Origin of the sequence: Enterobacter sp. TCD1-1 (assembly GCF_020567405.1) — a bacterium.
Lineage (GTDB): Bacteria > Pseudomonadota > Gammaproteobacteria > Enterobacterales > Enterobacteriaceae > Enterobacter > Enterobacter quasiroggenkampii.
The window spans coordinates 383,588-401,114 of the sequence record NZ_JAJCXF010000001.1 but is presented as its reverse complement, the minus strand read 5'-3'; the positions used below and the strand labels follow the sequence as shown (position 1 = coordinate 401,114).

The 17,527-nt window shown below is 54.0% G+C and carries 15 protein-coding genes; 9 read left to right on the top strand and 6 right to left on the bottom strand.

All coding sequences use genetic code 11. The features are described from left to right. Nucleotides 1–76: 76 nt before the first annotated feature. Complete coding sequence (gene pgm / locus LJA86_RS01955; protein ID WP_048026964.1) at nucleotides 77–1,717, bottom strand: phosphoglucomutase (alpha-D-glucose-1,6-bisphosphate-dependent); 1,641 nt, start codon at nucleotides 1,715–1,717, stop codon at nucleotides 77–79. A 24-nt stretch (nucleotides 1,718–1,741) separates the two neighbouring features. Then, nucleotides 1,742–2,290, bottom strand: coding sequence for a replication initiation negative regulator SeqA (gene seqA, locus LJA86_RS01950; RefSeq protein ID WP_008501070.1), 549 nt, complete (start codon nucleotides 2,288–2,290; stop codon nucleotides 1,742–1,744). Nucleotides 2,291–2,473: 183 nt separating this feature from the next. On the opposite strand from seqA, the gene ybfF reads away from it, so the two are divergent. The 4 genes from ybfF to fur all read left to right on the top strand — a co-directional run bounded on the left by ybfF (nucleotide 2,474) and on the right by fur (nucleotide 5,086). Continuing rightward, a complete protein-coding gene (gene ybfF / locus LJA86_RS01945) occupies nucleotides 2,474–3,247 on the top strand; it encodes an esterase (RefSeq protein ID WP_045909580.1) in 774 nt (257 codons plus the stop codon). 128 nt (nucleotides 3,248–3,375) lie between these two features. After that, complete coding sequence (ybfE, locus tag LJA86_RS01940) at nucleotides 3,376–3,663, top strand: LexA regulated protein (protein WP_023310772.1); 288 nt, start codon at nucleotides 3,376–3,378, stop codon at nucleotides 3,661–3,663. A 155-nt stretch (nucleotides 3,664–3,818) separates the two neighbouring features. Further along, a complete protein-coding gene (gene fldA / locus LJA86_RS01935; protein WP_008501067.1) occupies nucleotides 3,819–4,349 on the top strand; it encodes a flavodoxin FldA in 531 nt (176 codons plus the stop codon). Nucleotides 4,350–4,639: 290 nt separating this feature from the next. Further along, on the top strand, nucleotides 4,640–5,086 hold the full coding sequence (gene fur, locus LJA86_RS01930; RefSeq protein ID WP_014169146.1) for a ferric iron uptake transcriptional regulator: 447 nt from the start codon (nucleotides 4,640–4,642) through the stop codon (nucleotides 5,084–5,086). A gap of 91 nt (nucleotides 5,087–5,177) precedes the next feature. On the opposite strand, the gene chiQ is transcribed toward fur, so the two are convergent. From chiQ to nagE, 4 genes are all read right to left on the bottom strand, one after another. Beyond that, complete coding sequence (gene chiQ / locus LJA86_RS01925; RefSeq protein WP_048226135.1) at nucleotides 5,178–5,504, bottom strand: ChiQ/YbfN family lipoprotein; 327 nt, start codon at nucleotides 5,502–5,504, stop codon at nucleotides 5,178–5,180. Between the two features lie 47 nt (nucleotides 5,505–5,551). Beyond that, a complete protein-coding gene (chiP, locus tag LJA86_RS01920) occupies nucleotides 5,552–6,949 on the bottom strand; it encodes a chitoporin ChiP (protein ID WP_048226100.1) in 1,398 nt (465 codons plus the stop codon). Nucleotides 6,950–7,396: 447 nt separating this feature from the next. Continuing rightward, a complete protein-coding gene (gene glnS, locus LJA86_RS01915) occupies nucleotides 7,397–9,064 on the bottom strand; it encodes a glutamine--tRNA ligase (RefSeq protein WP_045909581.1) in 1,668 nt (555 codons plus the stop codon). 169 nt (nucleotides 9,065–9,233) lie between these two features. Next, nucleotides 9,234–11,186, bottom strand: coding sequence for a PTS N-acetyl glucosamine transporter subunit IIABC (gene nagE, locus LJA86_RS01910; RefSeq protein ID WP_229225496.1), 1,953 nt, complete (start codon nucleotides 11,184–11,186; stop codon nucleotides 9,234–9,236). Nucleotides 11,187–11,513: 327 nt separating this feature from the next. Between nagE and nagB the strand changes: the two genes are divergently transcribed. The 5 genes from nagB (at nucleotide 11,514) to asnB (ending at nucleotide 17,459) form a co-directional block, all read left to right on the top strand. Continuing rightward, complete coding sequence (gene nagB / locus LJA86_RS01905; protein WP_008501061.1) at nucleotides 11,514–12,314, top strand: glucosamine-6-phosphate deaminase; 801 nt, start codon at nucleotides 11,514–11,516, stop codon at nucleotides 12,312–12,314. 55 nt (nucleotides 12,315–12,369) lie between these two features. Beyond that, nucleotides 12,370–13,518 carry an N-acetylglucosamine-6-phosphate deacetylase gene (gene nagA, locus LJA86_RS01900; RefSeq protein WP_023343588.1) on the top strand — a complete coding sequence of 383 codons (1,149 nt, stop codon included), beginning with the start codon at nucleotides 12,370–12,372 and terminating at the stop codon, nucleotides 13,516–13,518. 8 nt (nucleotides 13,519–13,526) lie between these two features. Further along, nucleotides 13,527–14,747: a DNA-binding transcriptional regulator NagC gene (gene nagC / locus LJA86_RS01895; protein ID WP_021242995.1), complete on the top strand. Its 1,221-nt coding sequence runs from the start codon at nucleotides 13,527–13,529 to the stop codon at nucleotides 14,745–14,747. Nucleotides 14,748–14,792: 45 nt separating this feature from the next. Continuing rightward, nucleotides 14,793–15,545, top strand: a complete 753-nt coding sequence (gene nagD / locus LJA86_RS01890; protein WP_008501057.1) for a ribonucleotide monophosphatase NagD — start codon at nucleotides 14,793–14,795, stop codon at nucleotides 15,543–15,545. Nucleotides 15,546–15,794: 249 nt separating this feature from the next. Beyond that, nucleotides 15,795–17,459: an asparagine synthase B gene (gene asnB / locus LJA86_RS01885; protein WP_021242994.1), complete on the top strand. Its 1,665-nt coding sequence runs from the start codon at nucleotides 15,795–15,797 to the stop codon at nucleotides 17,457–17,459. Nucleotides 17,460–17,527: the final 68 nt, after the last annotated feature.

Here is a 17,527-nt window from a genome sequence, read left to right as displayed (position 1 = left end):
CCGTTTTTAGTGTTTTCTCCCTCTCCCTGTGGGAGAGGGCCGGGGGTGAGGGCATCAGCCCGCACCCGAACACCACTTACGCGTTTTTCAGCACTTCGCTGACAATCTCTACCGCTTCTTTCTCAATCTGCTGACGATGCTCAGCGCCGAGGAAGCTTTCGCAATAGATTTTATACGCATCTTCCGTGCCGGATGGACGCGCAGCGAACCAGCCGTTTTCGGTCATTACTTTCAGCCCACCAATGGAGGCGCCGTTACCCGGTGCCGCCGTCAGACGCGCGGTGATCGGGTCACCGGCCAGGGTGCTTGCGCTGACCATCTCAGGAGAGAGTTTGGACAGGGCTGCTTTCTGGGCTGACGTTGCGCTGGCCTGAATACGGTTATAGCTTGGCGCACCAAAGCGTGCCGCCAGGTCGTTGTAATGTTCCTGCGGGTTTTTACCGGTGACCGCGGTGATTTCCGCCGCCAGCAGGCACATGATGATGCCGTCTTTATCGGTTGACCACGGCGTGCCGTCGAAGCGCAGGAAAGAAGCTCCCGCGCTCTCTTCACCACCGAAGCCAAAGCTGCCGTCGTGCAGACCGTCAACAAACCATTTGAAGCCCACCGGCACTTCCACCAGCTTGCGGCCCAGCGCGTCCACCACGCGGTCGATCATCGCGGAGGAAACCAGCGTCTTACCGACAGCCACCTCTTTGCCCCACTGCGGACGGTGCTGGAACAGGTAGTTAATCGCGACTGCCAGATAGTGGTTCGGGTTCATCAGCCCGGCAGGGGTGACGATACCGTGGCGGTCGTAATCCGGGTCGTTAGCAAACGCCAGATCGAATTTATCACGCAGCGCCAGCAGGCCCGCCATTGCGCACTCGGAGGAGCAGTCCATGCGGATCGCGCCGTCTTTGTCCAGGTGCATAAAACGGAAGGTCTGATCGACGTGATCGTTCACGATGGTCAGATCCAGCTTGTAGTGCTCGGCAATACGTTTCCAGTATTCAATACCGGAGCCGCCCAGCGGATCCACACCCAGCTTCAGGCCGGCTTTCTGGATGGCCGCCATATCGACGATATCCGCCAGACCTTCCACGAACGGCTGAACCAGATCCTGCTCTTTTACGTGGCCGGACGCCATGGCCGCATCCAGAGAGATGCGCTTCACGCCTTTCAGACCGTCGGCCAGCAAGGCATTCGCACGATCTTCAACCACTTTGGTGACGTTGGTGTCTGCCGGGCCACCGTTAGGCGGGTTGTATTTAATACCACCGTCTTCCGGCGGGTTGTGGGATGGCGTGATAACGATACCGTCAGCCAGCGCGCCACCTTTTTTGTTGTGTACCAGGATGGCGTTAGACACCGCAGGCGTTGGGGTGAAGCCGTTGTTCTCCTGAACAATCACATCAACGCCGTTCGCTGTCAGAACTTCCAGCACGGAAATAAAGGCCGGTTCAGACAGGGCATGGGTATCTTTCCCCACGTAGCACGGACCGGTAACGCCGTTTTTAGCGCGCTCTTCCGCAATGGCCTGAGCAATGGCCAGAATGTGCGGTTCGTTAAAGCTGTGGCGCGCCGCGCTGCCGCGGTGACCAGATGTACCAAACTTCACTGCGTGTTCTGCGTTGCCCACGACCGGCTTCAGCACGTAATACTGCGCGGTCAGCTGAGCGACGTTAATCAAATCGCTTTGTTGTGCAGGTTGGCCTGCACGGCTGTGATTTGCCATTACCGGGTCCTTCTGATGCAAGGGTTAAATTGTACCGCAAACCTTTTCAATCAATTCCGCCGGGAACTGCATGGACTGCATGATGTGTTCAATCATGCTGCACTTGCGGCCCGTATTGGTATTGGTGATCACCCAGTACGGGGTGCCAGGAACATGTTTGGGTTTGGTTTGATTGCCATTTTGCAGCAGCGTCTGCTCGTCGCCCGCGAAGTAGACGCGAGTACGACCGTGCAGCGACTCGGTCGCTTCAGCAAACGCTTTGTTATCCAGTGAATAAAGTGTAGACAGCACCAGCATAAAGCGGTTAACCGCCTTTTTCTGCTCCGCGTATTCATCGGAGAGCAGCAGCTCGCGCATCGCGCGCACTTTATCTTTTGCCGGCGTCACGGCAGGTTTTGCTTGTGCAACAACGCTTGGCTGAGACACGACATCTTTGGTGACTGGGGTAGCAGGCTGTGAAGCGGCGGAAATTTTAAGCATGCGCCGTAAAATGTCGGACGCGCTCTCCCCGATATGCCGCGTCTGGCTGGCAATATACTGATAGAGTTCGTCATCAACTTCGATTGTTTTCATCTTAATCCAGTGCGATATCTTATCTGAATACAAGTCATTGGGATTATAAGGTCAAATCCCAACAGCGGATAGCGTCAAACCAGGTTGGCGGCAAAAGTCAGATTAAACTGGAACCTTGCAGCCGGGCGGCAGAATGGTCAACATGATACCCTAACCTGACATACGTAAAAAAAGAACTTTGCCATGAAATTGAATACCCGAGCGCAAACTGCACAATCGCCGAACAATAATTCTCCCATCGTACTGGTTCACGGGCTTTTTGGCAGCCTGGATAACCTGGGCGTGCTGGCGCGCGATCTGGTTACCGATCACGATATCTTACAGGTTGATATGCGCAATCACGGTCTTTCCGGCCGTTCCGACGAGATGACCTACGCTGCGATGGCGCAGGATCTGCTGGATACGCTGGATGCCAACGATCTGCAAAAGGTCACCCTCATCGGGCATTCAATGGGCGGCAAAGCGGTGATGGCCCTGACGGCGCTGGCCCCGGAGCGTATTAACGGCCTGGTGGTGATTGATGTTGCGCCCGTGGATTACGACGTGCGCCGTCACGACGAGATTTTTGCCGCCATCAATGCGGTCACCGAAGCGGGTGTCGCGACCCGCCAGCAGGCCGCTACCGTCATGCGTGAGCATCTTGATGAAGAAGGTGTCGTGCAGTTCCTGCTGAAGTCGTTTGTTGACGGCCAGTGGCGTTTTAACGTGCCGGTGCTCTGGAACCAGTACAACAATATTGTGGGCTGGCAAACCGTGCCCGCCTGGCCGCACCCTACCCTCTTTATTCGCGGCGGTAACTCCCCTTACGTTACCGACGCGTACCGCGACGCCATACTGGCGCAATTCCCGCAGGCTCGCGCCCACGTCATTGCCGGAGCCGGGCACTGGGTGCATGCGGAAAAACCTGACGCCGTACTGCGCGCCATTCGCCGCTATCTTTCTGATACTGCAAATTGATTAAAAAGAGAGCGACTGGAAGGCTGCGGGCTTCCAGTCGTTGGCGCGCCGTTTTTGGTGATGTATGATGGCGCGCTTATCGCCCGGGCATTAGCAGGGCGGCGTGTTTCCCCCGAAGTCTCAGAATCATGGCCAAAGAACAAACGGACCGTACGACACTAGATCTGTTCGCGAATGAGCGTCGCCCGGGACGACCGAAGACGAATCCGCTTTCGCGCGATGAACAGCTGCGTATCAATAAACGCAATCAGCTTAAACGCGATAAAAATCGTGGGCTTAAGCGTGTCGAACTGAAGCTCAACGCTGACGCGGTCGATGCACTTAACGAGCTGGCCGAGGCGCGAAATATCAGCCGCAGCGAGCTCATTGAAGAGATGCTGATCGCCCAGCTTGAGACATTGCGCGGCCAGGCATAAGTCTGAAAATTCCCTTAATTACCCTTTTCATGTAGCACAGAGTGCAGTCCTGCGCGATAGCTGTTTCCGCAGGGTTGCCAGTTCTGCTATTATTGCCCTTATCCGTGGCCGAATTGCGCCACCATACTATTAAGTTTCAAGAGGTTATTTTACTCATGGCAATCATCGGCATTTTCTTTGGCAGTGATACCGGCAATACCGAAAATATCGCGAAAAACATTCAAAAACAGCTCGGTAAAGACGTTGCTGATGTGCATGACATCGCCAAGAGCAGCAAAGAAGATCTCGAAGGCTATGACATTCTGCTGCTGGGTATTCCGACCTGGTACTACGGTGAAGCCCAGTGTGACTGGGATGATTTCTTCCCGACGCTGGAAGAAGTGGACTTCAACGGTAAGCTGGTCGCCCTGTTTGGCTGCGGCGATCAGGAAGACTACGCCGAATACTTCTGTGACGCGCTGGGTACCATCCGCGACATCATTGAGCCGAATGGCGCAGTGATCGTCGGCCACTGGCCGACCGCCGGTTACCACTTCGAAGCGTCTAAAGGCCTGGCCGATGACGATCACTTCGTGGGCCTGGCCATCGACGAAGACCGTCAGCCAGAACTGACCGCAGAGCGCGTTGAGAAATGGGTTAAGCAGATTCGTGAAGAACTGCACCTGGACGATATTCTTAACGCCTGATTTTTCTCGCGGCGCAACGGCGGTTGCGCCCGTGCACCAGGTCAAACCGATTAAATTAATTGCTACAATCTTTTAACTTTTTCGCCCAGACCTGTACAATGTCTCCCTGATAAATGTGGTTTTCCATCGAGCAAGTTTGTTGGTGATACCCCATTTTTATAAGCATATTTTGCCTGAGACTTGCAGTTTTCATTTAGCCATGGCAGTTCTATAATGAGACGCATTATCCCAGGTGCATTTTCTGTCACTTCCTACAGAAGTGAATCGTTTAGCAACAGGACAGATTCCGCATGACTGACAACAATACCGCATTAAAGAAGGCTGGCCTGAAAGTTACGCTTCCTCGGTTAAAAATCCTCGAAGTGCTTCAGGGTCCAGACAATCACCATGTCAGTGCGGAAGACCTTTATAAACGTCTTATCGACATGGGTGAAGAGATTGGGCTGGCTACCGTCTATCGCGTGCTGAACCAGTTTGATGACGCGGGCATTGTCACCCGTCATAATTTCGAAGGCGGTAAATCTGTATTCGAACTGACCCAGCAGCAGCACCACGATCACCTGATCTGCCTCGACTGTGGCAAGGTCATTGAATTTAGCGATGATTCCATCGAAGCTCGCCAGCGTGAAATCGCCGCGCGTCACGGTATCCGCCTCACCAACCACAGCCTGTACCTTTACGGTCACTGCGCTGAAGGCGACTGCCGTGAAGATGACCACGCGCACGACGCAAAATAAGCGAGTATTCATACTCTGAGCCAGCCGCAAGGTTGGCTTTTTTTTGCCAGAAAAAAGCCCGGTGGCGCAGCGCCACCGGGCGTAAAGCAACTTATTTATTGTTATTGCGTATCTCGGTCCAGATCTTGTCGCAACGCTTCGCCACTTCCTGATCGTTACCGGTTTTACGCGCCTGGATACAGGCCTGGTAATCCATCACCCGGACATTTTCCTGCGTCGCAAACTGCTCGTGCGCTTTTTCTTTCTTCAGCACATTCAGCACGCTCTGGCAGGCTTCAATTTTCTCCGGCGAGCCTTCCGCAGTATTAATACAGGCGCTGTAGGCCTCCCTGAGACGGGAGTCCTCTTTCGGCGCCTGAGTCTGGGCACACGCCACCAGCCCCGATGCCAACAGCGCGACGATTACGATTTTTTTCATCATATGCAGTCTCCGGTCCGGCGGGAGCTGGCCCGCCGGACGATTCATCAGAAGATGGTGAACGGTGCGATAACCATGAATTTCACGTCACGTTCATCCTGGAAGATGTTGCCGTAACCGCCCGCGTAGCTCGGGATATCGGAGTGGTTGTCGTACTGGGTGAAGTGCAGTTTGAACATCGTGCCTTTCGCGCGGCCATCCTGCAGGGTATAGATTGCATCCAGACTGTAGGAAGACTCTTTCAGGCGATAGTTTGGATCGTAGTAAGCATCCGGTGTTGCCATGTCGGCAGGTTTTGCATCCCAGGCGTAAGCGTAAGACGCGCCCACCGCCCAGCCAGGCAGGTTCCAGTTTTTCAGATCGTACATTGCGCCGAAGAAGACCGCTTTCTCACCGTCGGCGTTGAAGTCGGAGCGGTTATCCCACCAGATATCAAGACGACCGTTGGAGGAGGCGTAGGTCGGGGTCATACGCTGCAGGAAGTAGCCCTGCTGCCCTTCCGCTTTCACCCATGTGCCTTCCAGACGCAAATCAACCTGACCGACCTTGTAGCCAAAGGTGAGCGCCTGCAGCCACGCGGTGCCGTCGTAGATGTCGTTGACACCACCGTTACTGACTTTGTCGCGCGTACCGTAGAACTGGTAGCTGGTACTCAATGGGCTACCCGCGATATCGAACTTATAGCTGGCCTTGGCAAAGTATTGATCGATATACCCTTGCGCCTGGCCAAATGCCGCTTCGAGAACCAGATCGTTTTTGAAGTCGTATTTCGCACCCAGCGAGTGGAGGTAATCGACCTTGGTTTTCTTGTCGTTCTGGTAGAACTTGTCCATCTCAATGTGCCACGGTGCTTTGTACTCGTTGGTCCACATATAGGAGAAACTCAGCGTACCCGCATCGCCGTAGTCAAAGTTAGCCCCTGCTTCCGCCCCCTGATAGGTACCCGGCATAAAGCTCCAGTGTGGGGCTAACAGCGTCTGGCCAGTTGGCTGAATATACCCCCCGCGGGCCCAGACCGGGCCGTATTTGAATTTCGCTGCGGCTTTGTAAAGGCTGATTCCGCTCTTATCCCCGGACCAGTCTTCATCATAGGCTTTGTTGCTGGAGGAGAAGGCGATTTCGTTCGGATGGCCGCTGTCGCCGTTTTCCGCCATTTCGATCGCGGTGAACGCGGCAATATCCAGACCGAACATATCCGCGGCGTAGCCTGACTGGAAGTCCAGGTTGGCGTTCCAGGTGGAGTGCGAGAGGTTGGTTTTGTATTTATCTTCAGTGACGTCTTTACGGTCACGCTCACGCTGCCAGTAATAAATACCGCCCGTGAGGGTAGAATCTTCGATGAAACCCGCTGCTTTTGCCTCTGGCGCAATCACCAGGCCCGACATTGCTGTCACACCGGCAATAGCCAGCGCCAGCGCACTACGTTTGCCACTGAACGTACGCATAGATTATTCCTCTTTGACGAATTAAAACGCCTGAAACGGCGTAAATAAAAAAGACCAAATGGTCAGGGGTAGTTTTAAATACCCTCGAATTAACTACCGTCTTTAGGTTATTTTTCGCGACGCGAATTATCAATGCTTTTCAGCGGGCAAAAGTCAGGATTATGACGAAGTGCACATAATTGGTAGTGCTTTGTAACATTTACAGGAAGGCGAGGAATGACGGGCAATTCTCAGGTTTTTCAGTGGCAAGGCGCGGGATCGCTTTCCTTTTTTATCACCTTTTTAATTTTGGCAATGATACAAACTTTTTTTTAAAAAATAAGTAGCACCTCATTGACCTGTTATTTTCAGAACGCCTCTTTAGTCCCAGGCTTAATACTCTGATCGTTAAATAAAAAAAACGCCGCATAATGCGGCGTTTGTCTCTCATTGACCAGAACAGGAATATTATTCGCCGATCTTCGTCCAGGTATCACGCAGGCCTACGGTACGGTTAAATACCGGTTTTTCCGCCGTGCTGTAACGGCTGTCCAGGCAGAAGTAACCTTCACGTTCGAACTGGAACGCTTTGCCCGCTTCAGCCGCTTTCAGGGACGGCTCCGCATAACCCTGCTTAATCACCAGCGATTCCGGGTTGATGGTCGCCAGGAAGTCTTCCGCCGCACCTGGGTTAGGCACGCTGAACAGACGATCGTAAAGACGGATCTCGACCGGCAGCGCGTGGGTTGCGCTCACCCAGTGGATAACGCCTTTCACCTTGCGGCCATCCGCCGGATCTTTACTCAGCGTTTCAGCGTCATAAGAACAGAAGATGGTGGTGATATTCCCTTCCGCATCTTTTTCAACGCGCTCGGCTTTGATGACGTAAGCATTACGCAGACGCACTTCTTTACCCAGCACCAGACGCTTGTACTGCTTGTTGGCTTCTTCACGGAAGTCAGCGCGGTCAATCCAGATCTCGCCGCTGAACGGCACGTCACGGCTTCCCATTTCCGGTTTGTTCGGATGGTTAGGCATGGAGACCAGTTCGCTCTCGCCCTGCGGATAGTTCTCGATGACCAGTTTCACCGGATCGATAACGGCCATCGCGCGCGGGGCGTTTTCGTTGAGATCTTCGCGAATGCAGGATTCCAGTGAGGCCATCTCAATGGTGTTGTCCTGCTTGGTCACGCCGATACGCTTGCAGAATTCACGGATTGACGCCGCGGTGTAACCACGACGGCGCAGACCGGAGATGGTCGGCATACGCGGGTCATCCCAGCCTTCAACGTGCTTGTCGGTCACCAGCAGGTTCAGCTTACGCTTGGACATCACGGTGTATTCCAGATTCAGACGAGAGAACTCGTACTGGCGCGGATGCACCGGAATGGTGATGTTATCCAGCACCCAGTCGTACAGACGACGGTTGTCCTGGAACTCCAGCGTACACAGCGAGTGGGTGATGCCTTCCAGCGCATCGCTAATGCAGTGGGTGAAGTCGTACATCGGGTAGATGCACCACTTGTTGCCAGTCTGGTGGTGTTCAGCGAACTTAATACGATACAGCACCGGATCGCGCATCACGATGAACGGCGATGCCATGTCAATTTTGGCACGCAGGCAGGCTTTGCCTTCTTCGAAACCACCTGCGCGCATTTTTTCAAACAGCGCCAGGTTCTCTTCCACGCTGCGATCGCGGAACGGGCTGTTTTTGCCCGGCGCGGTCAACGTACCGCGGTACTCACGGATCTCATCTGCAGACAGTTCGTCAACATACGCCAGACCTTTGTTGATAAGCTCTACCGCGTAGGCATACAGCTGATCAAAGTAGTCAGAGGAGTAGCAGATATCGCCAGACCAGTTGAAGCCCAGCCATTGCACGTCATTTTTGATGGACTCAACGTATTCGATGTCTTCTTTTACTGGGTTGGTGTCATCGAAACGCAGGTTGCACTGTCCCTGGTAGTCTTGCGCAATGCCAAAGTTCAGGCAGATGGACTTCGCATGCCCGATATGCAGGTAGCCATTCGGCTCCGGCGGAAAACGGGTATGAATTGTGGTGTGCTTACCACTGGCCAGATCTTCATCGATGATCTGACGAATAAAGTTACTCGGGCGGGCTTCAGCCTCACTCATCGTGGATTCCTCAAAGCGTAAACAACGTATAACGGCATATGATCTTATAAGCCGGACGTAGTGACAACCCTTAAAACGTCTCTGAAGAAAATAATGGGGGCATTTGCTGCAAAAAAAAGCGGCGGAGGATATCCCCCGCCGCTTAAGGCATGACTCTACTCAGGAGCGATTACTTGCCTTTAATCTCGTACAGCGGGGTTTGACCCGCAACAACCTGACCTTTCGCCTGGATGACCAGACCGCTGAAGTCGTCGATGTTGCTGCAAACCACCGGGCTAATCATGGAACGCGCGTTGACATTCAGGAAGTCCAGATCCATTTCCAGAATCGGCTGCCCGGCCACCACTTCAGCACCCTCTTCCACCAGGCGAGTAAAGCCCTGACCATTCAGCGCAACGGTATCGATACCCATGTGGACAACGATCTCCGCGCCCTTTTCGGTTTCGAGGCAGAACGCGTGGTTGGTGTTGAAGATTTTCACGATGGTACCTGCCGCCGGAGACACCACGGTTTTATCCGTTGGTTTCACCGCCACACCGTCACCGACCGCTTTGCTGGCGAACGCTTCATCAGGTACCTGCTCAAGGTCAACCACGTCACCCGTTACCGGAGAGACCAGCGCGGCCACCGTCACGGCGTTAGGCACGGCCTGCGGCTTCGCTACCGGGGCAGCCGTCGACGCAGGTGCGCTGTCGGTTGACGCCGCCGCGACCGGTCCACGGGCAACCACTTTTTTCATTTCGTCACCGATGGATTCCGCTTTGGCACCCACGATAACCTGGATAGTTTGTTTGTTCAGTTTAACCACGCCCGATGCACCAAGGCGTTTACACATTGCGTCGCTGACGCGCGCAGAGTCACCCACCGTCAGACGCAGACGGGTGATGCAGGCATCAATGGCTTTCAGGTTGTCAGTCCCCCCGACGGCAGCGATATAGCTGGTCGCCAGTTGAGTCAGACCCTCTTCGGTATTGCTGTTGGCTTCGTTGGTGACCACTTCGTCTTTGGTGTCCTCGCGGCCCGGCGTTTTGAGGTTAAACATACGAATAACCGCAGTGAACAGCACGAAGTAGATGACGAAGAAGACCAGACCCATTACCACCAGCATCCAGACGTTCTTGCTTGCCGCCGGCAGGTTGTACATCAACACGTAGTCGATCGCGCCAGCAGAGAAGGAGAAGCCAGCATGGATACCCAGCAGGGTCGCCACAAACAGGCTGATACCGGTAAGCACCGCATGCATGAGGTACAGCACCGGCGCCAGGAACATGAACAGGAATTCCAGCGGCTCGGTTACGCCGGTCAGGAACGCGGTAATCGCAACGGACAGCAGCATGCCGCCAACCATTGGGCGACGCGCTTTTGGCGCAGCCAGGTACATTGCCAGCGCAGCGCCCGGCAGACCAAACATCATGATTGGGAAGAAGCCAGACATGAACATGCCTGCGGTGCCGTCACCCGCGTAGAAGCGGTTGATGTCGCCGTGGAATACGGTGCCCGCAGCATTGGTGAACTCACCAATCTGGAACCATGCGATAGTGTTCAGCACCTGATGCAGACCGGTTGGGATCAGCAGACGGTTGATAAAACCAAAGATACCTGAGCCCACTGCACCCGCTGAAACAATCCACTCACCGCCCGCATGGATCGCATGCTGTACCGGTGGCCAGACGTAGCCAAAGATAGCGGCCAGAACCAGACAGAAGAAGCCCGTCGCGATCGGCACGAAACGTTTGCCGCCAAAGAAACTCAGGAAGTCTGGCAGCTTAATGTTTGCCCAGCGGTTGTACACAGCACCACCGACCAGACCGGTAATGATACCTGCCAGCACGCCCATGTTGATTTCCGGGTTAATCGTTACCATCGCTTTCGTCAGGATGAAATAACCGACTGCCCCTGCCAGCGCTGCAGCACCCGCGCTGTCTTTTGACCAGCTTGAGGCAACACCGATGGCGAAAATCAGCGCCAGGTTGTCAAAAATAGCACCGCCAGCCTGAGCAATAAACGGTACGTTAAGAAGATCGGGTTGCCCGAATCGCAGCAGCAATGCTGCAACCGGTAGCACGGCGATAGGGAGCTGCAAAGCCCTACCGAGGCGCTGGAAAAAACCTAAAATATTCATCCTATTCCCCCTACGAGACCCGTTTTTCAGGCTCGCGCATAAACTATGTTTTTATTGTGTCACGAACGATAGATACCGTTGATAATTCACTGGCAGTCTGAGTGTGTGAAAAATTAATTCGTATCGCAAATTAAACACCTATTTTTTGTGATTTTTGTCACCAAATATCGTATTCAGCCCTCCCTTACACTGGCTAACAGCGAAAACTTATTTTATCATTCAAAAAATCAAGACGGATTGATCCGGCCTGAAAGTTTCCAGGTTACGCTTTAGTATCAGGTTCCGAAGCCATCCGCCCACTCTTCTACTTAAACTTTGAGGTGAACAATGAGACTGATTCCCTTGGCAACTGCTGAACAAGTCGGTAAATGGGCCGCTCGCCATATCGTAAACCGCATTAACGCGTTCAAGCCGACCGCCGATCGTCCTTTCGTTCTTGGCCTTCCGACTGGCGGCACGCCGCTGACCGCCTACAAGGCGCTGGTTGAGATGCATAAAGCAGGCCAGGTTAGCTTCAAACATGTTGTGACCTTCAATATGGATGAATACGTTGGCTTACCGAAAGACCATCCGGAAAGCTACCATAGCTTTATGCACCGCAATTTCTTTGATCACGTTGATATCCCTGCTGAAAATATTAACCTGCTGAATGGAAACGCGCCGGATATTGACGCAGAATGCCGTCAGTATGAAGAAAAAATCCGTTCCTACGGTAAAATCCACCTGTTCATGGGTGGCGTAGGTAATGATGGTCATATCGCGTTTAACGAACCGGCGTCCTCTCTGGCTTCCCGTACCCGTATTAAAACGCTGACCCATGACACGCGCGTGGCAAACTCCCGCTTCTTTGACGGTGACGTTAACCAGGTTCCAAAATACGCCCTGACCGTAGGCGTAGGCACCCTGCTGGATGCCGAAGAAGTGATGATTCTGGTGCTGGGCGGCGTGAAAGCGCAGGCGCTCCAGGCTGCTGTTGAAGGCAACGTTAACCATATGTGGACCATCAGCTGTCTGCAGCTGCATCCTAAATCAGTCATCGTCTGCGACGAGCCGTCCACGATGGAGCTGAAGGTTAAGACGCTGAAATACTTCAACGAGTTAGAAGCCGAGAACATCAAAGGTCTGTAATTGAATAACCGCCTCTTTCTCAAGAGGCGGCCGCTTTTTTTAACCGGGGGTCGTTATGTACGCTTTAACCCACGGTCGGATTTATACCGGCCATGAAATTCTGGATGACCACGCGATTGTTATCGCGAATGGCCTGATTGAACGTGTTTGCCCGCTGGCAGAACTGCCGCCGGAGATTGAACAGCGCTCACTCAATGGAGCAGTAATCTCCCCCGGTTTCATCGACGTACAGCTCAACGGCTGCGGCGGTGTGCAATTCAATGATACCGCCGATGCGGTAACGGTAGAAACGCTGGAGATCATGCAGAAAGCCAACGAGAAATCGGGCTGCACCAGCTATCTGCCGACGCTCATCACCAGCAGTGATGACCTGATGAAGCAGGGTATCCGCGTGATGCGCGAATATCTGGCCAAACATCCAAATCAGGCGCTCGGTCTGCACCTTGAAGGGCCATGGCTGAACATGGTCAAGAAAGGAACGCATAACCCGGATTACGTGCGTAAGCCCGATGCAGAGCTGGTTGACTACATGTGTGCCAACGCCGATGTGATCACCAAAGTGACGCTGGCACCGGAAATGACCGGCACGGACGTCATCAGCAAGCTAGCCGCCGCCGGAATTGTGGTTTCAGCAGGCCACTCAAACGCCACGCTGAAAGAAGCGAAAGCCGGTTTCCGCGCGGGTATTACCTTTGCGACGCACCTGTATAACGCGATGCCGTATATCACGGGGCGTGAACCGGGTCTGGTCGGGGCGATTCTGGATGAGCCAGACGTCTACTGCGGCATTATTGCTGACGGCTTACACGTCGATTACACCAACATTCGCAATGCCAAGCGGCTGAAAGGTGACAAGCTTTGCCTGGTGACGGACGCTACCGCGCCGGCAGGTGCAAATATTGAGCAGTTCATTTTTGCCGGTAAAACAATATACTACCGCAATGGACTGTGTGTGGATGAAAACGGTACGCTGAGCGGTTCCTCTTTGACCATGATTGAAGGGGTACGTAACCTGGTTGAGCACTGCGGGATTGCGCTTGAGGAAGTCCTGCGCATGGCAACCCTTTATCCGGCCCGCGCAATCGGCGTGGATAAACAGCTCGGCGGAATTGCACCAGGTATGGTTGCAAACCTGACGGCATTCACACACGATTATAAAATTATTAAGACCATCGTTAATGGTAACGAGGTCGTCACTGAGTAAGTAAAAGTATGACACCTGGCGGACAAGCTCAAATCGGTAATGTCGATCTCGTTAAACAACTTAACAGTGCGGCGGTGTATCGCCTGATTGACCAACACGGACCCATCTCGCGAATTCAGATAGCCGAACAAAGCCAGCTTGCTCCCGCCAGCGTGACAAAAATTACCCGCCAGCTCATTGAGCGCGGTCTGATCAAAGAAGTCGATCAGCAGGCCTCCACCGGGGGCCGCCGCGCCATCTCTATTATTACCGAAACCCGCAATTTCCAGGCGATTGGCGTCCGGCTCGGCCGTCATGACACCACGCTCACGCTGTACGATCTGAGTAGCAAAGCCATTGCGGAAGAGCATTATCCCCTTCCGGAACGCACCCAGGAGACGCTGGAGCATGCGCTGCTGAATACTATCGCGCAGTTTATTGAAAGCTGTCAGCGTAAGATCCGCGAACTCATCGCCATCTCGGTGATACTGCCCGGTCTGGTCGACCCGGAAAGCGGCGTGATCCGCTATATGCCGCACATTCAGGTTGAAAACTGGGGGCTGGTCGACGCGCTGGAAAAGCGCTTCAAAGTGACCTGCTTTGTGGGCCATGACATCCGCTCTCTGGCGCTGGCAGAGCACTACTTTGGTGCGAGCCAGGACTGCGAAGACTCTATTCTGGTGCGTGTCCACCGCGGTACGGGCGCAGGCATTATCTCTAATGGCCGAATCTTTATTGGTCGCAACGGTAACGTCGGTGAGATCGGCCACATTCAGGTTGAGCCCCTCGGGGAACGGTGCCACTGCGGCAACTTTGGCTGCCTTGAAACCATCGCCGCCAACACGGCCATCGAGCAGCGCGTTCGCCATCTGCTTGAACAGGGTTATCAAAGCCGCGTCACGCTGGACGACTGCAAGATAGGCACCATCTGCAAAGCCGCTAATAAAGGCGACGCGCTGGCCTGTGAAGTGATCGAGCAGGTGGGGCGCCATCTGGGGAAAACCATCGCCATCGCCATTAACCTGTTTAACCCACAAAAAGTGGTGATCGCCGGTGAAATTGTGGAAGCGGAAAAGGTGCTGCTCCCCGCGATTGAAGGCTGTATTAACACCCAGGCGCTGAAAGCATTCCGCCAGAATCTTCCGGTGGTTCGTTCAAAGCTTGACCATCGTTCGGCGATTGGCGCGTTCGCGCTGGTCAAACGCGCCATGCTCAACGGAATTCTGCTCCAGCATTTGCTGGAAAGTTGATCGGACCTTATAGTAACGCCTTCTTTTTTTAATGTCGGACTGTCCATGACCATTAAGAATGTAATTTGTGATATCGACGGCGTGCTGATGCACGACAACGTTGCCGTGCCGGGTGCTGCGGAGTTTCTTCACCGCATCATCGACAAAGGAATGCCTCTGGTTCTTCTCACGAACTACCCTTCTCAGACCGGTCAGGATCTGGCAAACCGCTTTGCCACGGCAGGGGTCGACGTCCCGGACAGCGTGTTTTATACCTCGGCGATGGCCACGGCGGATTTTCTGAAACGTCAGGAAGGAAAAAAAGCCTATGTGGTGGGTGAAGGTGCGCTGATCCATGAACTATACAAAGCGGGCTTTACCATCACCGACGTCAACCCGGACTTTGTGATTGTGGGTGAAACGCGCTCCTACAACTGGGAGATGATGCATAAGGCATCCTTCTTTGTGGCTAACGGCGCGCGCTTTATTGCGACCAACCCGGATACCCACGGTCGTGGTTTTTATCCGGCCTGCGGTGCGCTGTGTGCCGGTATCGAGAAGATCTCCGGGCGCAAGCCGTTCTACGTCGGCAAGCCCAGCCCGTGGATCATCCGTGCCGCACTCAACAAGATGCAGGCCCACTCAGAAGAGACCGTGATTGTCGGCGACAACCTGCGCACCGATATTCTTGCCGGTTTCCAGGCAGGTCTGGAGACGATTCTGGTCCTCTCTGGCGTCTCTCAGCTTGATGACATTGATTCGATGCCGTTCCGGCCAAGCTGGATTTACCCCTCCGTCGACGAAATCGACATTATCTGATTCCGAACCACGCCTCAGGGCGTGGTTTTTTATTTTCTCGCCTGCAAAACATGGCCATATCTAAAGAAAAAGCGTTTTCATTGCATAATCATCAATAAAACCGCTCATGGCATACGCATTTTTCACCGATCCGCAACCGCCATTGCACTATTTCCGTTTTCATCCGTAAAACGCTTGCGCGCCCTGCCCCTTTGCGGCATTTTCATAAGCAAGCAACATTACAAAGCAACAGGGTTAACGGAGAAGGTTATGTGTTCAATTTTTGGCGTACTGGATATTAAAACTGACGCAGGCGAACTGCGTAAAAAGGCACTCGAACTGTCCCGCCTGATGCGCCATCGCGGACCGGACTGGTCAGGCGTTTACGCCAGTGACAAAGCGATTCTGGCTCACGAACGTCTGTCTATTGTTGACGTCAACGCCGGTGCACAGCCGCTGTATAACGAGAAAAAAACGCACGCGCTGGCTGTCAACGGTGAGATCTACAACCATCAGGCGCTGCGCGCCGAGTACGGCGACCGCTACGCGTTCCAGACCGGGTCCGACTGTGAAGTGATCCTGGCGCTGTATCAGGAGAAAGGTCCCGAGTTTCTGGACGACCTGCAGGGTATGTTTGCCTTTGCCCTGTACGACAGCGAAAAAGACGCTTACCTGATTGGCCGTGACCACATCGGTATTATCCCGCTGTACATGGGCCACGATGAACACGGCAACTTCTACGTTGCCTCTGAAATGAAAGCCCTGGTTCCGGTCTGCCGCACCATCAAAGAGTTCCCGGCGGGTAGCTACCTGTGGAGTAAAGACGGCGAGATCCGTCCATACTACCAGCGTGACTGGTTCGATTACGACGCGGTAAAAGACAACGTCACGGACAAAGCCGAGCTGCGTCAGGCGCTGGAAGATTCCGTGAAAAGCCACCTGATGTCAGACGTACCTTACGGCGTGCTGCTCTCTGGCGGTCTGGACTCCTCCGTGATCTCCGCAATCACCAAGAAATTTGCGGCTCGTCGCGTGGAAGATCAGGAGCGCTCAGAAGCCTGGTGGCCACAGCTGCACTCCTTTGCCGTGGGCCTGGAAGGCGCGCCGGATCTGAAAGCCGCGCAGGAAGTTGCAAACCACCTCGGCACCGTGCACCATGAAATTCACTTCACCGTCCAGGAAGGCCTGGATGCGATCCGCGATGTGATCTATCACATTGAAACCTATGACGTAACCACCATCCGCGCTTCAACGCCGATGTACCTGATGTCGCGTAAGATCAAGGCGATGGGCATCAAAATGGTGCTCTCCGGTGAAGGTTCTGACGAAGTGTTTGGTGGCTACCTGTATTTCCATAAAGCGCCAAACGCCAAAGAGCTGCACGAAGAGACCGTGCGTAAACTCCAGGCGCTGCATATGTTTGACTGCGCGCGTGCCAACAAAGCGATGTCGGCATGGGGTGTCGAAGCGCGCGTGCCGTTCCTGGATAAGAAATTCCTCGACGTGGCGATGCGCATCAACCCGCAGGACAAGATGTGCGGCAACGGAAAAATGGAAAAACATATCCTGCGTGAATGTTTTGAATCCTACCTGCCAGCGAGCGTGGCATGGCGTCAGAAAGAGCAGTTCTCCGATGGCGTAGGCTACAGCTGGATCGACACCCTGAAAGAGGTGGCGGCGAAACAGGTTTCTGACCAACAGCTGGAAACCGCAAGCTTCCGCTTCCCGTACAACACGCCGGGATCGAAAGAAGCGTATCTCTACCGTGAAATCTTTGAAGAATTGTTCCCGGTACCGAGCGCTGCGGAGTGCGTACCGGGTGGCCCGTCCGTCGCCTGCTCGTCTGCCAAAGCGATCGAATGGGATGAATCGTTCAAATCCATGAACGATCCGTCAGGACGTGCGGTAGGCGTTCACCAGTCAGCCTACAAATAATCGCGCATTTCATCATCAGGCCCTGCGGGGCCTGATTTTTTTTGCCCCGCTTTTGCACAGCTAAAACC